This is a genomic window from Nocardioides sp., assembly GCF_036503465.1.
Classification (GTDB): domain Bacteria; phylum Actinomycetota; class Actinomycetes; order Propionibacteriales; family Nocardioidaceae; genus Nocardioides.
In genome coordinates this window covers 35,733-53,171 of record NZ_DASXWU010000059.1, presented here as the reverse complement: position 1 = coordinate 53,171, position 17,439 = coordinate 35,733, and the positions used below count along the sequence as shown (strand labels likewise).

Here is a 17,439-nt window from a genome sequence, read left to right as displayed (position 1 = left end):
GAGCGGTGGGCGAGACACGGTGTGAGGGATGGGCCGGCGTCAGCCGGTGACCCGGCGTACGTCGTAGCGGCCCTCGGCGAAGCCCTGCCGGACCACCTTCTTGTCGAACTTGCCGACCGACGTGCGCGGCACCTCGTCGACGAAGGCCCAGGCGTCGGGCAGCTGCCACTTCGCGAACGACCGCGCGAGATGGTCCCGCAGCTGCTCCGGCGTGACGCTCGCACCCTCGCGGAGCACCACCGTGGCCAGCGGACGCTCCTGCCACTTCTCGTCCGGAATGCCGACGACCGCGGCTTCGAGAACGTCCGGGTGACCCATCAGGGCGTTCTCGAGATCGACCGAGGAGATCCACTCCCCACCGGACTTGATCACGTCCTTGGCCCGGTCGCTGAGCGAGATGTAGCCGAGCGCGTCGAGGTGCCCCACGTCGCCGGTGCGGAGCCAGCCGTCATGGAACTTCTGGCCGGAACCCTCACCCTCCGAGTCGTCGGGGTTGTAGTAGCTGCCGGTGACCCAGGGTCCGCGGACCTCGAGCTCGCCGACGGAGGTGCCGTCCCAGGGAAGGGTCCCGCCGTCGTCGCCCACGATCCGCCCCTCGACGCCGCACAGCAGGCGGCCTTGGCTGGCCCGGTAGGGCCACTGCGCATCGCCCTCGATCCCGGCCGGCACCAGACCCGCCGAGGCGACCGGTGAGGTCTCGGTCATGCCCCACGCCTGCCGGATGTGGAGACCGTGCCGTTCCTCGAGACCCTGCTGCAGCGAGACCGGGACGGCGGAGCCACCGCAGAGGATGAGGCGCAGCGAGTCCAGTCGTACGCCGTCGTGCCCATCGAGGTAGGACAGCACGTCGTTCCACACGGTCGGGACGGCACCCGACACCGTCGGCCGGCTGGCCTGGATGAACCGGACCAGCGGCTCGGCCTGGAGCCAGCGGTCGGGCATGCACAAAGAGGCACCGGTCATGATCGCGGCGTACGCCAGCCCCCAGGCGTTCGCGTGGAACATCGGCACGATCGGGAGCACCCGATCGCGGAAGTCGAGCCCGGCGGCGTTCCCGGTGCTCACCGCCAGCGAGTGCAGCCAGGCGGACCGGTGGCTGTAGACCACGCCCTTCGGGTTGCCGGTGGTGCCGCTGGTGTAGCACATCGCCGCGGCGTCGCGCTCGTCGATCTCGGGCCAGTCGAAGGTGTCCTCCCGGCCGGCGAGCAGGTCCTCGTAGAGGAGCACCTTCTTGCCGCCGGCCCGGAGTGCGTCGAGGTCGGCGCCGGCCGCGTCGGGGCCGGAGACCAGCACGTGGCTGACCGTCCGCAGCTGCGGCAGCTCCTTGGCGAACAGCGGGACCAGGGTGTCGTCGACGACCACCACCCGGTCCTCGGCGTGGTTGGCGATGTAGACCAGCTGCTCGGGGAACAGCCGGATGTTGAGGGTGTGCAGGACCGCGCCCATCGACGGGACGGCGAGGTAGGCCTCGAGGTGCTCGGCGTTGTTCCACATGAACGTCGCGACCCGCTGGTCGCCGTCGATTCCCAGCTCGCGCAGGCCGTGCGCGAGCTGAGCCGCTCGGCGGCCCACTTCGGCGTACGTGCGACTCCGCGTGCCGTCGCCGGTCGCGGTGACGACCTCGGAGTCGCCCTGGACGGTCGTGCCGTGCCTCAGCACCGAGCCGATCGTGAGCTGGGCGTCCTGCATCGTGCTCTTCATCGAGGTCCTCCTCGCGATCGGCGGACGTGACGGTCACATCTTGCACCTTCCTATGCTGGCGGCGTGACGATCGCCCTGCGCCTCCTCGGCGAGACCTCCTTCGACGGTGAGCCCGTCGTCGGCGGGCGGTCGGCGGAGCTGCTGGCGGCGCTGGTGCAGCACCGGTCGGGACTCTCGGACGCGCGCCTGCTCGAGGCGGTGTGGGGAGACCTCGCCCCGAGCCCCAAGGCTCTGCAGGTGCTGGTGTCCCGTGTCCGGGCGCAGTGCGGCCCCGTGGTGATCGAGCGGTACGACGGCGGGTACCGGCTCGGCCTGGCCGAGGACGCCGTCGACGTCTGGCTCGTGGAGACCCTCGTGGAGTCGGCCCGGAAAGCGCTCCTCGACGACCCCCAGCAAGCCCGCGCGCACGCGGCGGCAGCCGACGACCTGCTCTGCGGCACGTGCGCGGACGACGGCGACGACCCCTTGGCCGAGGTACGCCGCCGGGTGCTGGCGCTGGGACCGGGTCTCGTCCGCACCCACGCCCTCGCGCTGGCCCGATGCGGGCATGATGCGGAGGCGGTCGGCGGGCTGCAGCGCGCGCATGCCGCGGATCCCGACGACGTGGAGGTGCTGCAGTGGCTGCTGCGGAGCGAAGCGGCCAGTGTGGGGGCCCCGGTGGCGCTGGCCCGCTACGACGCCTATCGCCGCGACCTCGCCGACCGCCTCGGGCTCGACCCCGACCCGGCGCTCCAGCGGGTGCACCGCGAGCTGCTCGCCTCCGACGAGCCGGTGCGCAGCGGGGTGCGGTTCGACGCCGACGAGCTGCTCGGCCGGGCCCATGACCTGGCCGGGCTGCGCATGCTCGTGCGCACCGGCCGGCTGACGACGATCCTCGGGCCCGGCGGGCTCGGCAAGACCCGGATCGCCCACGTGCTCGCCCGCGAGGCGACTCAGCCGCGGGTGCACTTCGTGGAGCTGGTCGGGATCTCCTCGCCCGACGACGTCGTGTCCGAGGTCGGGTCGGCGCTGGGGGTCCGCAACTCGGTGACCGGGCGACGTACCCTCACGCCCGCGCAGCGGGCCGACGTCCGCTCCCGCATCGCGCAGGAGCTGGATTCCGTGCCGACCCTGCTGGTCCTCGACAACTGCGAGCACGTGCTTGACGCCGCGGCGTCCCTGGTCGCCTTCCTCCTCGTCACCACCCGCGACCTGCGCGTCGTGACCACCAGTCGGGCGCCCCTCACGATCGCGGCCGAGCGGGTGTTCCCGCTCAGCCAGCTCGCCGCCGCAGACGGGGCCGAGCTGTTCCGGCGCCGGGCACGAGCCGTACGGCCGGACGCAGAGCTCCCGGGCGACGTGGTCGCCGAGATCGTGGAGCGGCTCGACGGGCTGCCGCTGGCCGTCGAGCTCGCCGCGGCCCGGGTGCGCACGATGTCCGTTGACGACGTACGCCGTGCCCTCGACGACCGCTTCGGGCTGCTCCGGAGCCGCGACCGCTCGGCTCCGGCCCGTCACCAGACCCTGACCGCGGTCATCTCCTGGTCCTGGGACCTGCTGAACCCCGAGGAGCAGCGCGCCCTGGCCTGGCTCTCTGTCTTCCAGGACGGCTTCTCCCTGGACGGTGCCCACGATCTCCTCGGACGGGACGGTCCCGACCTGGTCGAGGCATTGGTCGACCAGTCGCTCCTCACCGTCGCGGATCACGCCGGGACGGTGCGCTACAGGATGCTCGAGACCGTCCGGGAGTTCGGGGCCCTCAGGCTGGCCGACGCCGGCGAGATCGCGGCCGCGCACGACGCTCTCACCGCGTGGGCGGTGCGGCTGGCGACGCGCCTGCGTCCCGACCTCTTCGGAGCGCACCAGGTCGACGCGATCGATCTGCTCGACACCGAGGAGACCAACCTCGCCGACGTGCTCCGTCGACTGGTGCTCGCCGGCGATGCGCCGAACGCGGTGCCGCTGCTCGCCTCGCTCGGTGCACTGTGGTCGGTGACCGGCAACTTCCCACGCTTCCTGGCGATGGCGGATCTGGCGGAGCGGGTGCTCGTGGCCTGGCAGCCGCCGCCGGAGCTGACCGAGGTGACCGTGGAGGCACTGACCCTGCTGCTGGCGCATCTCGGGTTCCTCCGGCCGGACGGCGTGGACGACCTCATCGCGGTCCTGCGCGGACTTCCCGAGCCGTCCCAGCCGTGGAGCCGCGTGGCGCGCGCGATGTTCCTCGAGGCGGACGGCCCGGCCGACCGGCGTACCGCGGTACTGACGATGACGCAGGACCCGGATCGGCGTGCCCGGGCCATGGCCTGGCAGTGGGCGGCGATCCTCGCGGAGAACGAGGGATCCATCGAGCAGGCGGGCGAGTACCTCGAGCGTGCCCTCGCCCTGGTCGACGAGGACACCTCCACCTGGGAGATCGCCACCCTCAACACCCAGGCCGCGATGCAGGCGCTCCACGCCGGCGACCACGACCGTGCCGACGTCCACGCACGGACCGCGATCCCGCTGCTCCACCGGCTCCACTCGATGGAGGACGCGTTCAGCATGCGGGCCAGCCTTGCCCTCTCCGCGATGCGTCGAGGGCGGCTCGAGGAGGCGGAGCGGATGCTCGAGGAGATCGGCGAGGTGGCCACGACCGACGTGACCGCCAGCCTGATCACCGCTCAGGTGCGGGCCGAGCTGGCACTCGTCCGCGGTGACGTCGCGGGTGGCCTCGCGGCGTTCGACCTCTCGCTGGCCGGCGTGCGCGGATGGGGCTTCGGCGAGCTCTCCACCAACGGCCTCGAGCCGTGGACCCTGATCGCGCTGGCGACCGACCTGGCGGCCCACGCACGGTTCGCGCAAACCCCTGGGCAGCGGGCTCGCGCCGACGACCTCGCCGCCCAGGCCGGCGACCTGCTGAGGAGGTTCCCGACCGTCTCCGACCCGGCGGTCGACTTCCCGATCGCGGGCATGGCGCTGGCGGCGTACGGCGTGTGGCTGCTGACCCGCGACGAGACTGCGCAGTCCACCGACCACACCGACCACATCGACCACATCGACTCCGCGATCAGGCTGGTGGCGCTGGCCCACGGGTTCGGCTACAACCGCTGGTTCCCGGTGATGGCATGGGAGCCGCTGGTCGCTCTCGCGGACGCGGCGGCTCCCGGCCGGCTGGCCGCCGTCCTCGAGGAATACGACGACCGCCACGGCCGGCAGCTGCGTCCGGAGGCCGAGCGTGTGCTGGCCCGGCTCCTGGACGGGAGACCCACGCCGGATCTCACATCTTCCGGCTGAACCTGCGCACCGACAGCGGGGCGAAGACCGCGATGATCACGGCGAAGCCGAGCAGCGCCCACCCGAGGTCGGCGGTGATCGTTCCGTCGTTGGCCAGGCCGCGCATCGCCGAGATCACGTGCGAGACGGGGTTCACGTCGGCGAAGGCGCGCAGCCATCCCGGCATGGTGCTGGTCGGCACGAAGGCGTTGGACAGGAAGGTGAGGGGGAACATCACCATCAAGGAGATGCCCTGCACGCCCTGGGCGCTGCGGCCGACCGTGCCGAACCAGGTGAAGATCCAGGCCAGCGACCAACCGGCGACGATGCCGAGGAGGATCGCCCCGAGGACGCCGAGCACCCCGCCCCCGGGCCGGTAGCCCATGGCGATGCCGGTCACGAAGGTCAGGGTCCCGGCGATGGCGTAGCGGAGCGTGTCGGCGACCATCGGGCCGGCGAGCGGCGCGATCCGCGCGATCGGGAGGACCTTGAACCGGTCGAAGACGCCCTTGTCCATGTCCTCGCGGAGCTGGACGCCGGTCGCCACGCAGGCGGTCATCACCGTCTGTCCGACCAGGCCGGGGATGATCACCGGGAGGTAGTCACCGACGCTGCCCGAGATGGCGCCGCCGAAGATGCCGGCGAACATCGCGGTGAACAACAGCGGCTGGATCGTCACGTCGAACATCTGCTCGAAGTTCCGGCGCATCTTCATGGTGGCGCGCCAGGCCAGGGTCATCGTCTGCGCGACGGTCTGGCGCAGGCCCACGTGGGCGGACAGACCCTCGGCGGGGTCGCGCAGTGCGGTGGTGAGTGCGGTCATCGGACGGTCTCCAGATCGGACGAGGAGTTCTCGGGGTCGGTGCCGTCGTCGCTGACGGCGTGGTGGCCGGTGAGGGCCATGAACACCTCGTCGAGCGACGGCTTCTGGACGGTGACGGAGTCGATGTGGATGCCCCGCTCGCGCAGGGTCACCAGTACGTCGACGGCCTGGTCGCTGCGCTGCAACGGGACTGAGAGCCGCCGGGCCTCCGGTGAGAGTGCCGGCTTCTCGCCCACGATCCGCGCGACCAGCTCGGCCGCAGCGCCGTTCTGGTCCGGGTCGGCGAGGTCCAGGGTGAGGGTCGAGCGGCCGACCGACGACTTGAGCTCGTCGGAGGTGCCCTCGGCAACCTTCACGCCCCGGTCGATCACGGCGATGCGGTCGGCGAGCTGGTCTGCCTCGTCGAGGTACTGGGTGGTCAGCAGCACCGTGCACCCGTTCGCGACGAGATCGCGGATGGTCTCCCACATCTGGCCGCGGGTGCGCGGGTCGAGGCCGGTGGTCGGCTCGTCGAGGAAGATCAGCGGCGGCCGGGTGATCAGGCTGGCGGCCAGGTCGAGCCGCCGTCGCATGCCACCGGAGAACGCCGAGATCGGCTTGCCGGCGGCCTCGGCCAGGTCGAACTGCTCGAGCAAGGAGGCGGCCGTGGTGCGGGCGATCGGCTTGGGGACGCCCTGGAGCCGGGCGAAGAGCAACAGGTTCTCCGTGGCGGTCAGGTTCTCGTCGACCGACGCGTACTGGCCGGTCACGCCGAGCAGCTGACGCACCACGTGGGGCTCACGGCGTACGTCGTGGCCGAACACCTCGGCGTGCCCGCCGTCGATCGGCAGCAGGGTGGCGAGCATCTTGAGCATCGTCGTCTTGCCGGCGCCGTTGGGGCCGAGGACGCCGAAGACCTGGCCGCGGCGTACCTCGAGGTCGACGTGGTCCACGGCGCACAGCTCACCGAAGCTCTTGACCAGGCCCTCGGCCCGGACTGCGGGTGTGGTCTCGTTCATGGAACCAGCATCCGCGGGGGTGGTTACACGGCGGTTTCACCGCTCCTACCAGCGGCCTTCACGGCGCCCGGCCGCTTCGTCGCTAGCCTGAGCGCATGTCGGAGGCCCGCCCACGCCGCGCCCGTGCCACGCGCTGGGAGCCGCTCACGGTGGGCATCGACATCGGCGGCACCAAGGTGCTCGGCGCCGTGGTGGACTCGACCGGCACGGTGGTGGCGCTCGACCGCCGGCCCACGGAGGGCCACGACGTGCGCAAGGTCGAGGACACGATCGTCGACATCGTCTCGGAGTTCGCGAGGCGGTACGACGTGGCGGCGGTGGGCATCGGCGCGGCGGGCTTCGTCGACGTCACCCGGACCGTCGTGATGTTCTCGCCCCACCTCGACTGGCGCCGCGAGCCGTTGCGGGCTCGCGTCGCGGAGCGGATACGGCTGCCCGTCGTCGTCGACAACGACGCCAACGCGATGGCCCTGGCCGAGTGCCGGTTCGGCGCCGGGCGCGGACACCGGTTCGTGCTCTGCGTGACCCTCGGCACCGGCATCGGCGGGGCGCTCGTGCTCGACAACCGGGTCTACCGGGGCGCCAACGGGATGGCGGGGGAGTTCGGCCACATGCAGGTCGTCCCGGAGGGCCACTGGTGCGAGTGCGGCAACCGCGGCTGCTGGGAGCAGTACGCCTCCGGCAACGCCCTGGTCCGCGACGCCCGCGAGCTCGTACGGTCCACGTCGCCGATGGCCCACCAGCTCCGCACGCTGGTGGACGGCGACGCTGACGCCCTCGACGGTCCGCAGATCACCCAGGCCGCTCGGGACGGCGACCCGTTGTCGATCGAGCTGCTCGCCGACGTCGGCCGGTGGCTCGGAGTCGGTCTGGCCGGCATGGCCGCGGCGTTCGACCCGGGGTGCATCATCATCGGCGGCGGGCTGTCCGAGTCGGGTGACTTCCTGATCGAGCCCACCCGCCAGGCGTTCCACCGCACCCTGACGGGCCGCGGCCACCGCGATGAGCCGGTGATCGTGCAGGCGGAGCTCGGGCCGAACGCCGGGTTCATCGGCGCCGCCGACATGGCCCGCTCGGCGGCCCGCCGCTCGCGCCGCGGCCGGCTGCGGCGCTCCCGCACCGGCAAGCCTCGTCGTCGCCTCTTCGAGCGGCCCGGGCTCACCGGCACCGACTGACACCGAGGAGACGCGATGAGCACGACCACGAACCGACCGGCCGGGCCTCCGGTGCCCACGCTGCCCACTGTGCCCACCGGGTGGTACTCCCCGGCGGACTGCGACCTGGACGACTTCCGCGCGGTCGTCGAGCAGCAGACCGATCTCGCCGACTATCCGCACGCCGACGAGGTGGTCCAGAACGTCGTCGTGTACGGCGCAGCACTCAGCGACCGGGTCCGCGAGCGGTCCACACGGCGCGAAGTCCAGGCCGAGCTCGGTCGAGCCCTCCAGAGCGGCCCCGGCATCGTCGTCTTCCGCTCGGCGATCGAGGGGCCGGTGGTCGATCGGGCCACCGCGGCCTTCACCCGGCTGATCGAGGAGCAGAGGCGTTCGGGGGCCGCGGCCGGCGACCACTTCGCCACGCCGGGTGCCAACGACCGGGTCTGGGGCGCGCTCGACAAGCTCGCCGTCGCCGACCCGGAGACGTTCGCGGCGTACTACGCCTGCGACGTGCTGGCGCTGGTCAGCGAGGCCTGGCTCGGCCCCGGCTACCAGGTCACCTCCCAGGTCAACGTCGTCAACCCCGGTGGCGAGGCCCAGGTCGCCCACCGCGACTACCACCTCGGCTTCATGGATCTCGACCGCGCGGCGTCCTTCCCGGCCCAGGTGCACGCACTGTCCCCGGCGCTCACGCTCCAGGGCGCGGTCGCCCACGTCGACATGCCGGTCGAGACCGGGCCGACCCTGTACGTCCCGCACTCCCAGAAGTACGGCGTGGGATATCTCGCCTACCACGACCCGGCCTTCTCGGCGTACGTCGCGGAGCACCACGTCCAGCTGCCGCTCACCAGAGGCGACGCGGTGTTCTTCAACCCCGCCGTTTTCCACGGAGCCGGCACCAACCGCACGACGGACGTGCGCCGGATGGCCAACCTGCTCCAGGTCTCGTCGCCCTTCGGCCGGGCGATGGAGACCGTCGACACCACGGCCATCTGCCGCGCCGTCCACCCCGTGCTCCGCCGCTGGCGCGCCGAGGGGGTAGGGGACCGCGCCATCGGCAACGTGGTGGCGTCCGCCGCCGAGGGTTACCCGTTCCCGACCAACCTCGACCTCGACCAGCCGGTCGGGTCGCTGGTGCCGCAGACCGAGGCCGAGCTCCTCCTGCGGGCGCTCGCCGAGGACTGGGACACCGCCCGGCTCGTCGACGAGCTCGAGACGCAGCAGGCCCGGCGACGGTCGCAGGTGGGGCACTGATGGCCGACGCGCTCAGGGTCGCCCTGATCGGGACCGGCCGGATCGGTCGCGTCCATGCCGCGACCCTGGCCCGCACCGACGGCGTCGAGCTCGCCGTCGTCTGCGACGTCGACACCGCGAGGGCGGAGGCCGTCGCCGCGGCGTACGGCGGGGCGGTGGCGACCGACCCGGGGCTCGTGATCGGGTCCGCAGACGTCGACGCGGTGGTGATCGCCTCGCCGACCGCCACGCACGTCGACCTGCTCGGCCAGGCCGTCGAGGCGGGCGTCCCGGCGCTGTGCGAGAAGCCGATCGACCTCGACATCGCGCGCGTGGACGCGCTCCGCGAGCGGGCGGCCGCGGCGACGGCACCGGTGATGGTCGGCTTCAACCGCCGGTTCGACCCGCACTTCGCCGCTCTCCGGGCCCGGGTCGCGGCCGGCGAGATCGGCCACCTCGAGCACCTGGCCGTCACGAGCCGCGACCCGGCGCCACCGCCCGTCGCGTACGTCGCGGTCTCGGGCGGCATCTTCCGCGACATGACCATCCACGACCTCGACATGGCCCGGTGGTTCGTGCCGGACATCGTCTCGGTGACGGCGACCGGGCTCCGCCAGTTCGACGACGAGATCGCCGGGACCGGTGACTACGACGCCGCGGTGCTGACGCTGGTCGGGGCCGGCGGTGAGTCCGTGGTGATCACGAACTCCCGCCACAGCGCCTACGGCTACGACCAGCGGCTCGAGGCGTTCGGGTCCGACGGGCTGCTCTCGGTCGGCAACGTCACCGACACCGTCGTCCGTTTCTCCGGAGCGACCGCGTCGGAGGTGGGCGAGCCGTTCCAGAACTTCTTCCTCGAGCGGTACGCCGCGGCGTACGAGCGCGAGCTCGCAGCCTTCGTCTCCGCGGTGCGCGGCGCGGACGTGGTCGTCCCGGGCTTCGAGGACGGTCGCGCCGCCCTGGTCCTCGCGGATGCCGCGCTGCTCTCGGCCCGGGAGGGCCGTCGCGTCGACGTGGACCTCGCCCGATGACCGGGCCTCGAGGGCTCTCCGACGACCTCCTTCAGGACCGCGTCGTGCTCGTCAGCGGCGGCACCGGCGGCCTCGGCGCCGCCGTCGCCGAGGCGGCGGTCCGCAACGGCGCGACGGTGGTCGTCACCGGCCGCCGGACAGATGTGGGCGAGGCTGCCGCGGCCCGCCTGCGGGAGACCGGTGACACGGCGTACTTCGTCCGCTGCGACGTCGGGGACGTCGACCAGGTGCGGGCGGCGGTGGACCGCACCGTCGAGCTCTGCGGCCGGGTCGACGGGCTCGCCTCCTGCGCCGGCCTGACCACGCGCGGCACCCTCCTCGACACCACGCCGGAGCTGCTCGACCAGCACCTCGCGGTCAACGCCAAGGGCCCGTTCTTCCTGATGCAGGCGGTGGTCCGTGACATGCTCCGCAGGGGGGCCGGTGGGTCGATCGTCAACGTGATCTCGATGTCGGCGCACGGCGGGCAGCCGTACCTCGCGCCGTACGTCACCGCCAAGGCGGCCTTGATCGGGCTGACCAGGAACGCCGCCCACGCGCATCGCTTCGACCGGATCCGGATCAACGGCGTCAACATCGGGTGGACCGACACCGAGGGCGAGGACGAGACCCAGCGCCGGTTCCACGGCGCCGAGGACGGGTGGCAGGAGCGGGCGGGTGCCGGCCTGCCGATGGGCCGGCTCGGAGCTCCCGACGAGATCGCCAACCTGGTCGTGTTCCTGCTGTCGGACCGCAGCGGCGTCGTGACCGGCTCGGTCATCGACTGGGACCAGGCCGTCCCGGGTGCCTACGACTGAAAGGGCTCCACGGCGGGTCAGCGGTCGACGAGGGTGGTCTCGTAGGCGTACCGGTCGGGCCGGTACAGGTGCACGCCGTACTCCACCGCGCGTCCCTGGTCGTCGTACGACGTGCGCTCCATGGTCAGCACCGGGTCGCCCTTGCGTCCCCCGAGGAGCTTCGCCTCGCGGCTGTCGACGGTGCGCGCGCAGATCACCTGGTGCGCCACCCGCAGGTGGATCGCCTGGGTGCGGAAGTGCTCGTAGAGGCCGGTCGTCTCGAGGTCGGCCAGGGAGAGGTCGGTCACGGACGCGGGCACCACGTTGGACATCAGGGCCAGCGGCTCGCCCTTGGCGGAGCGGAGCCGGTCGACGCGCCACACCCGCTCGCCGGCGCCGACGTTGAGGCGCTGCCGCGACACCTCGTCCGGATCCGACAGCTCCAGGCGGAGGACGCTCGTGGTGGGAGCCAGGCCACTGCGGCTCAGGTCGTCGTAGAGGCTGGTGAGCTCGACCGTACGCCGGATCGGCGCGTTCACGACCTGTGTGCCGACGCCGCGCTTGCGGACCAGCAGCCCCTTGTCCACCAGGGTCTGGATCGCCTGGCGCACGGTGGGCCGGGAGAGCCCCAGCTGGTCGGCGAGGGCCACCTCGTTGGCGATCCGGTCGCCGGGGGCGAGGGCGCCGTTCTGGATCGCTCCCTCGATCTGCTCGGCCACCTGGAAGTAGAGGGGGATCGGGCTCGAGCGGTTGACCACCACCTCGGGCAGCGGCACGGCCGGACTCCTGTCGTGGCGGGGAGCGTCTGGTCAGCAGCATGGAGCCAGCACGTCAGTACGTCAATATGTCAGGACATTCCGTTGACACCCCCTCGGGCCTGTGACGACAATCGCACCCGTGACGCAGGAGACCGCCAGCGCGCCCCCCGACGGCTCGACCCGTCGCCCGGTGCGCGAGCGGCTGGCCGGGGCGCCGATCTCGTGGGGGGTCTGCGAGGTCCCCGGCTGGGGCTACCAGCTCGACGCGGACACCGTGCTCGCCCAGATGCGCGCGCTCGGGTTGGCCGCGACGGAGTTCGGTCCCGACGGATTCCTGGCGACCGATCCGAGGGTCCGGGCCGCCCAGCTGGCGTCGTTCGGGCTGCGCGCCGTGGGCGGTTTCCTGCCCGTGCTGCTGCACGATGCCGGGCACGACCCCCTGCCCGAGGTGGACCGGTTTCTCGACGCGTGTCCGGCCACGGGAGCCGGTGTGGTCGTGATCGCGGCGTACACGGGCGGCGACGGGTACGACGGGCGCCCGCGCCTCGGCGAGGAGGGCTGGGCGGCCCTGCTGGGGAACCTCGACCGGATCGCGGACCGCGCCTCCTCGCGCGACGTCGTCGCGGCGCTGCATCCCCACGTCGGGACGATGGTCGAGACCGGCGACGAGACCGAGCGGGTCCTCGCGGGCTCACGGATCGGGCTCTGCGTCGACACCGGGCACCTGCTCGTCGGCGGCGCCGACCCGGTCGCCCTGAGCGCCGCCCATCCCGATCGCGTCGTCCACGTGCACCTCAAGGACGTCGACGCGAGCCGGGCGGCGCGGGTACGGGCGGGAGAGACGACGTTCGGGACGGCCGTGCGCGACGGCATGTTCCGGCCGCTCGGACAAGGCGACGTGGACATCGAGACGATGGTCCGCACCCTCGAGGACGCCGGGTACGACGGCTGGTACGTGCTCGAGCAGGACGTGGTGCTCGACGGACCCGGCGACACCGAGGCGCCGAACGCCGACGTGCGGGCCAGTCTCGACTTCCTGGCCCGGGTCGTGTCGTGACCGACCGCCTCGAGGTGCTGACCATGGGCCGGATCGGAGTCGATCTGTATCCCACGCAGGTCGACACCCACCTCGAGGACGTCGAGTCGTTCAGCCGGACTCTCGGGGGCAGCCCCACGAACGTCGCGGTGGCCGCGGCCCGGCACGGCCGGCGTACGGCCGTGATCTCGCGCACCGGCGAAGATCCGTTCGGCACCTACATCCATCGAGCCCTGCGCGGGTTCGGGGTGGACGACCGGTTCGTCTCCTCGGTGCCGGGTCTCTGCACACCCGTGACGTTCTGCGAGATCTTCCCGCCGGACGAGTTCCCCCTGTACTTCTACCGCTTCCCGACCGCGCCCGATCTGCAGATCCACCCCGAGGAGCTCGACCTCGACGCGATCGCCGGCGCCGACATCTTCTGGGTCACCGTGACCGGGCTCTGCCAGGAGCCCTCGCGGCAGGCCACGCTGGCGGCGCTCGACGCACGGGGCGGGCACGGCCTGACGGTGGTGGACCTGGACTACCGCCCGATGTTCTGGGACTCCGCCGCCGATGCGACGCCCCACGTCCGGGCGGCGCTGGCCCACGCGGACGTCGCCGTCGGCAACCGCGAGGAGTGCGAGGTCGCGGTCGGTGAGCGCGACCCGGACCGCGCGGCCGCGGCCCTGCGGGAGCTCGGCGTCGACCTGGCCGTGGTGAAGCAGGGGCCGCGGGGCGTGCTCGGGGTGCGGGGCACCGAGTCGGCCGTGGTGCCGCCGGTGCCGGTCGACGTCGTCAACGGCTTGGGCGCCGGCGACGCCTTCGGGGGAGCGATGTGCCACGGCCTGCTCGCCGGCTGGGACCTGGAGCGGATCCTGCGTTTCGCCAACGCGGCAGGGGCGTACGTCGCCGGGCGCTTCGCGTGCGCGGACGCGATGCCGACGACCGACGAGCTCGAGGAGCTGATGCAGGGCGTGGCGGGATGAGCGTCGACATCGCCGCCCTGGTGAGGACGCGCGTGGAGCAGCCCGGGCAGGTGGCCGAGGCCGCCGCGGCTCGTCGCCGGCCGGTGGGACTGACGGGGGTCACCGGCCGGCTGATGCTGGTGGCGGCCGACCACTCCGCCCGGGGTGCCCTGCGTGCCGGCGAGGACCCGATGGCGATCGCCGACCGGAGGCGGCTCCTCGAGCGACTCGAGATCGCCCTGTCCCGCCCGGGGGTGGACGGCGTCCTGGGGACCCCGGACGTGCTGGAGGACCTGCTGCTGATGGGGGTCCTCGAGGACAAGGTCGTGGTCGGCTCGATGAACCGCGGCGGCTTGGTCGGCACGGCGTTCGAGATCGACGACCGGTTCACGGCGTACGACCCGGCGGCGGTCGAGCGGATGGGCTGGCAGGGCGGCAAGATGCTGCTGCGCATCGATCCCGACGACCCGGCCACCGCGCCGACGCTCGAGGCGTGCGGCCGGGCGGTCGGGGCCCTCGCCGAGCGCGGTCTGATGGCCATGGTCGAGCCGTTCATCGCCCACCGCGTCGACGGCCGGGTGCGCAACGACCTGTCGACCGAGGCTGTCGTCCGGTCCGCCACCGTGGCGGCCGGGCTCGGCTGGACCAGCGCCCACACCTGGCTCAAGCTGCCGGTGATCGAGGACATGGAGCCGGTGATCGCAGCCACCACGCTCCCGGTGCTGCTCCTCGGAGGGGAGGTGGCCGCCGACCAGGAGGCGCAGTTCGCCACGTGGGCCAAGGTCCTCGGCCATCCGCAGGTGCGGGGCATGGTCGTCGGCCGGTCGCTGCTCTACCCTCCCGACGGTGACGTGGCCGGCGCAGTCGACACCCTGGTGGGGATGATGTGATGACCCCTCCTGCCGCGACTGTCTCCCTCCACCTGCCCGCGGGCTCGGCAGCCGCTCCCGGCTGCACCCTGCTGGTCACCCCGCAGTCGGCCGGCTGGAGCTACAGCGGGCTCGCCGTGCTCGATCTCGGGCCGGGAGAGTCGGCCACCTGGTCGACCGGACCGGCCGAGACGCTGGTGATGTCGCTGGCCGGCTCGTGCCGGGTGACCTGTGACGGCACGACGTACGACGTCCAGGGGCGGGCCGACGTCTTCAGTGGCCCCAGCGACTTCGTGTACCTGCCGCGCGACGCGGAGCTGACCGTGACCAGCGACGCCGGCGGTCGCTTCGCGCTGCCGTCGGCGGTGTGCGAGCGGCGCCTTCCGGTCCGCCACCAGCCGGCGGACGCCGTTCCGGTCGAGATGCGCGGCGCCGGCGCCGCCAGCCGGCAGGTCAACAACTTCTGCACGCCCGAGGCCTTCGAGGCCGACGCGCTGATCGCCTGCGAGGTGCTCACCCCGGGCGGCAACTGGTCGTCGTACCCGCCGCACAAGCACGACGAGGCCAGTGCCACCGAGAGCGTCCTGGAGGAGATCTACTACTTCGAGGTCGCCGACGGGCCGGCCGGCCCCGGAATTGCCTACCAGCGGGTCTACGGCCACGACGACCGCGAGATCGACGTGCTCGCCGAGGTGCGCACCGGCGACGTCGTGCTGATCCCGTACGGCTGGCACGGTCCGTCGATGGCGGTGCCGGGCTACGACCTCTACTACCTGAACGTGATGGCCGGCCCGGGGGAGGAGCGCGCCTGGCGGATCTGCGACGACCCCGCCCACGGGTGGGTGCGCGAGACCTGGCCCGACCAGCAGGTCGACCCCCGGCTGCCCTTCGGCGGTGGCGACGGCGCGGGAGTGGGCGGATGACGACCCGGCTGACCGTGGCGCAGGCGATCGTGCGCTTCCTCGAGCAGCAGTACGTCGAGCGCGACGGCGTCGTGACCCCGTTCTTCGCCGGCTGCTGGGGCATCTTCGGGCACGGCAACGTGGCCGGGATCGGTGAGGCGCTGCTGGAGGGCGAGCGCGCGGCCGATGAGACAGGTGAGCGGGTCCTGCGCTACCGCCAGGCGCGCAACGAGCAGGCGATGGTGCACGCCGCCGTCGGATACGCCCGGCACCGCGACCGGCTGGCGGCGTACGCCTGCACGGCCTCGGTCGGGCCGGGCTCGACCAACATGGTCACCGGTGCCGCGCTGGCCACGATCAACCGCATCCCGGTGCTGCTGCTGCCGGGTGACGTGTTCGCCACCCGGGTCGCCAACCCCGTGCTCCAGGAGCTCGAGGACCCGCGCTCGCTGGACGTGAGCGTCAACGACTGCCTCCGGCCGGTCTCACGCTTCTGGGACCGGATCATCCGGCCCGAGCAGCTGCCGCAGTCGCTGATGTCGGCGATGCGGGTGCTGACGGACCCGGCCGAGACGGGTGCGGTGACTCTCGCCCTGCCGCAGGACGTGCAGGCCGAGGCGGGGGACTGGGACGACGACCTCTTCGTGCGCCGGGTCTGGCACGTCGTCCGGCAGCCGGTCGCCGAGGACGCGCTGGCCCGCGCCACCGCCCTGGTCCGGGACGCCGAGCGCCCGCTGGTCGTGGCCGGAGGCGGCGTCCTCTACGCCGACGCGAGCGAGGCCCTGCGCGCCTTCGCCGAGGCGACCGGCGTACCGGTGGCGGAGACGCAGGCCGGCAAGGGCAGCCTCCCGTACGACCACCCGCAGTCCGTTGGTGCGATCGGGGCGACCGGCACCAGCGCGGCTGACGCGCTGGCCGCCGACGCCGACGTCGTGATCGGGGTCGGCACGCGCTACAGCGACTTCACCACCGCCTCCAGGACGGTCTTCGCGCACCCGGACGTCCGGTTCGTGAACCTCAATGTCGCGTCGTTCGACGCCCACAAGCTCGCGGCGGCTTCCCTCGTGGGCGACGCCCGGGTCGGGCTCCACCAGCTCACCGAGGCGCTCGCCGGCTGGCGCGCACCGGAGGGCCACACGACCCGGGCCACCGCGCTGGCGCGGGAGTGGGACGACGTCGTGCAGCGTGCCTACGACGGCGGCCACGGACCCGTCCCGGCGCAGGCGGAGGTGCTCGGCGTGGTCAACCGGGTGACCCGGCCTCAGGACGTCGTGGTCTGCGCGGCCGGCTCGATGCCCGGTGACCTGCACAAGCTGTGGCGCACCCGCGACCGCAAGGGCTACCACGTGGAGTACGGCTACTCGTGCATGGGCTACGAGATCGCCGGGGGCCTCGGGGTGAAGCTCGCGACGCTGGACGCCGGCGAGGACCGCGACGTCGTGGTCCTGGTCGGCGACGGGTCCTACCTGATGATGGCCTCGGAGCTGGTCACCGCCGTCCAGGAGGGCGTCAAGCTGATCGTGGTGCTCGTGCAGAACCACGGCTTCGCCTCGATCGGAGCGCTGTCTGAGTCGCTGGGCTCGCAACGGTTCGGCACCCGGTACCGGTACCGCACCGAGACCGGGCTGGACGGGGAGACCCTCCCCGTCGACCTGGCCGCGAACGCCGCGAGCCTGGGCGTCCGGGTGGCGTCCGTGACCGATCTGGCCGGTCTCGAGAAGGCGCTGTTCGAGGCGCAGGCGGCGGACACGACCACCGTCATCCACATCGAGACCGACCCGCTGGTCCCGGCCCCGGACAGCCCCGCGTGGTGGGACGTGCCGGTGGCCGAGGTCTCGTCGCTGGAGTCCACCCGTGCCGCACGCACGGCGTACGAGAAGAACAAGGCGCGTCAGCGCGGGTATCTGAGCCCATCCGACCCCACACGTCCCGAGGGGTCGACCGACCCCACGGGTCACCAGTAGGAAAGTCCGCGAC

At 72.6% G+C, this 17,439-nt stretch carries 14 protein-coding genes; 10 read left to right on the top strand and 4 right to left on the bottom strand.

Annotated elements, in window-relative coordinates:
- Nucleotides 1-39 precede the first annotated feature (39 nt).
- Nucleotides 40-1,701, bottom strand: coding sequence for a long-chain fatty acid--CoA ligase (locus VGK78_RS11815; RefSeq protein ID WP_331527832.1), 1,662 nt, complete (start codon nucleotides 1,699-1,701; stop codon nucleotides 40-42).
- A 63-nt stretch (nucleotides 1,702-1,764) separates the two neighbouring features.
- On the opposite strand from VGK78_RS11815, the gene VGK78_RS11810 reads away from it, so the two are divergent.
- Entirely contained in the window at nucleotides 1,765-4,953 is a 3,189-nt protein-coding gene (locus VGK78_RS11810; protein WP_331527831.1) for an AfsR/SARP family transcriptional regulator, read from the top strand.
- Here VGK78_RS11810 and VGK78_RS11805 read toward each other — a convergent pair.
- Together VGK78_RS11805 and VGK78_RS11800 are read right to left on the bottom strand one after the other, a co-directional pair.
- On the bottom strand, nucleotides 4,937-5,755 hold the full coding sequence (locus VGK78_RS11805; RefSeq protein ID WP_331527830.1) for an ABC transporter permease: 819 nt from the start codon (nucleotides 5,753-5,755) through the stop codon (nucleotides 4,937-4,939). The genes VGK78_RS11810 and VGK78_RS11805 overlap by 17 nt on opposite strands.
- A complete protein-coding gene (locus tag VGK78_RS11800; protein ID WP_331527829.1) occupies nucleotides 5,752-6,753 on the bottom strand; it encodes an ATP-binding cassette domain-containing protein in 1,002 nt (333 codons plus the stop codon). Before VGK78_RS11800 ends, VGK78_RS11805 begins: the two co-directional genes overlap by 4 nt.
- A gap of 95 nt (nucleotides 6,754-6,848) precedes the next feature.
- Between VGK78_RS11800 and VGK78_RS11795 the strand changes: the two genes are divergently transcribed.
- Genes VGK78_RS11795 through VGK78_RS11780 form a run of 4 tightly spaced genes read left to right on the top strand, consistent with a single transcriptional unit; the run spans nucleotide 6,849 to nucleotide 10,971 of the window.
- Nucleotides 6,849-7,928, top strand: a complete 1,080-nt coding sequence (locus tag VGK78_RS11795) for an ROK family glucokinase (protein WP_331527828.1) — start codon at nucleotides 6,849-6,851, stop codon at nucleotides 7,926-7,928.
- Between the two features lie 15 nt (nucleotides 7,929-7,943).
- The gene (locus VGK78_RS11790; RefSeq protein ID WP_331527827.1) at nucleotides 7,944-9,164 is read left to right on the top strand and encodes a phytanoyl-CoA dioxygenase family protein; all 1,221 of its coding nucleotides are present in this window, start codon (nucleotides 7,944-7,946) and stop codon (nucleotides 9,162-9,164) included.
- Entirely contained in the window at nucleotides 9,164-10,174 is a 1,011-nt protein-coding gene (gene iolG, locus VGK78_RS11785) for an inositol 2-dehydrogenase (protein ID WP_331527826.1), read from the top strand. Before VGK78_RS11790 ends, iolG begins: the two co-directional genes overlap by 1 nt.
- A complete protein-coding gene (locus VGK78_RS11780; RefSeq protein ID WP_331527825.1) occupies nucleotides 10,171-10,971 on the top strand; it encodes an SDR family oxidoreductase in 801 nt (266 codons plus the stop codon). Before iolG ends, VGK78_RS11780 begins: the two co-directional genes overlap by 4 nt.
- Nucleotides 10,972-10,988: 17 nt before the next feature.
- Here the strand turns inward: VGK78_RS11780 and VGK78_RS11775 are convergent, their stop codons facing one another.
- Nucleotides 10,989-11,726 (bottom strand): GntR family transcriptional regulator, encoded by a 738-nt coding sequence (locus VGK78_RS11775; RefSeq protein WP_331527824.1) that lies wholly within the window; start codon nucleotides 11,724-11,726, stop codon nucleotides 10,989-10,991.
- A 121-nt stretch (nucleotides 11,727-11,847) separates the two neighbouring features.
- On the opposite strand from VGK78_RS11775, the gene VGK78_RS11770 reads away from it, so the two are divergent.
- The 5 genes from VGK78_RS11770 to iolD are packed head-to-tail and all read left to right on the top strand — an operon-like array spanning nucleotide 11,848 to nucleotide 17,426.
- Complete coding sequence (locus VGK78_RS11770; RefSeq protein WP_331527823.1) at nucleotides 11,848-12,765, top strand: TIM barrel protein; 918 nt, start codon at nucleotides 11,848-11,850, stop codon at nucleotides 12,763-12,765.
- A complete protein-coding gene (gene iolC, locus VGK78_RS11765; protein WP_331527822.1) occupies nucleotides 12,762-13,712 on the top strand; it encodes a 5-dehydro-2-deoxygluconokinase in 951 nt (316 codons plus the stop codon). The genes VGK78_RS11770 and iolC overlap by 4 nt, the downstream gene beginning before the upstream one ends.
- Nucleotides 13,709-14,581 carry a Cgl0159 family (beta/alpha)8-fold protein gene (locus tag VGK78_RS11760; RefSeq protein WP_331527821.1) on the top strand — a complete coding sequence of 291 codons (873 nt, stop codon included), beginning with the start codon at nucleotides 13,709-13,711 and terminating at the stop codon, nucleotides 14,579-14,581. Before iolC ends, VGK78_RS11760 begins: the two co-directional genes overlap by 4 nt.
- A complete protein-coding gene (iolB, locus tag VGK78_RS11755; RefSeq protein ID WP_331527820.1) occupies nucleotides 14,581-15,483 on the top strand; it encodes a 5-deoxy-glucuronate isomerase in 903 nt (300 codons plus the stop codon). Before VGK78_RS11760 ends, iolB begins: the two co-directional genes overlap by 1 nt.
- Nucleotides 15,480-17,426: a 3D-(3,5/4)-trihydroxycyclohexane-1,2-dione acylhydrolase (decyclizing) gene (iolD, locus tag VGK78_RS11750; protein WP_331527819.1), complete on the top strand. Its 1,947-nt coding sequence runs from the start codon at nucleotides 15,480-15,482 to the stop codon at nucleotides 17,424-17,426. Before iolB ends, iolD begins: the two co-directional genes overlap by 4 nt.
- Nucleotides 17,427-17,439: the final 13 nt, after the last annotated feature.

What these genes read in the sequence shown, in the direction of transcription:
- VGK78_RS11805 (WP_331527830.1), bottom strand. Translation starts at nt 5,755, where the DNA reads ATGACCGCACTCACCACCGCACTGCGCGACCCCGCCGAGGGTCTGTCC.
- VGK78_RS11760 (WP_331527821.1), top strand. Translation starts at nt 13,709, where the DNA reads ATGAGCGTCGACATCGCCGCCCTGGTGAGGACGCGCGTGGAGCAGCCC.
- iolB (WP_331527820.1), top strand. Translation starts at nt 14,581, where the DNA reads ATGACCCCTCCTGCCGCGACTGTCTCCCTCCACCTGCCCGCGGGCTCG.
- VGK78_RS11800 (WP_331527829.1), bottom strand. Translation starts at nt 6,753, where the DNA reads ATGAACGAGACCACACCCGCAGTCCGGGCCGAGGGCCTGGTCAAGAGC.
- VGK78_RS11790 (WP_331527827.1), top strand. Translation starts at nt 7,944, where the DNA reads ATGAGCACGACCACGAACCGACCGGCCGGGCCTCCGGTGCCCACGCTG.
- iolG (WP_331527826.1), top strand. Translation starts at nt 9,164, where the DNA reads ATGGCCGACGCGCTCAGGGTCGCCCTGATCGGGACCGGCCGGATCGGT.
- VGK78_RS11780 (WP_331527825.1), top strand. Translation starts at nt 10,171, where the DNA reads ATGACCGGGCCTCGAGGGCTCTCCGACGACCTCCTTCAGGACCGCGTC.
- VGK78_RS11815 (WP_331527832.1), bottom strand. Translation starts at nt 1,701, where the DNA reads ATGAAGAGCACGATGCAGGACGCCCAGCTCACGATCGGCTCGGTGCTG.
- iolD (WP_331527819.1), top strand. Translation starts at nt 15,480, where the DNA reads ATGACGACCCGGCTGACCGTGGCGCAGGCGATCGTGCGCTTCCTCGAG.
- VGK78_RS11795 (WP_331527828.1), top strand. Translation starts at nt 6,849, where the DNA reads ATGTCGGAGGCCCGCCCACGCCGCGCCCGTGCCACGCGCTGGGAGCCG.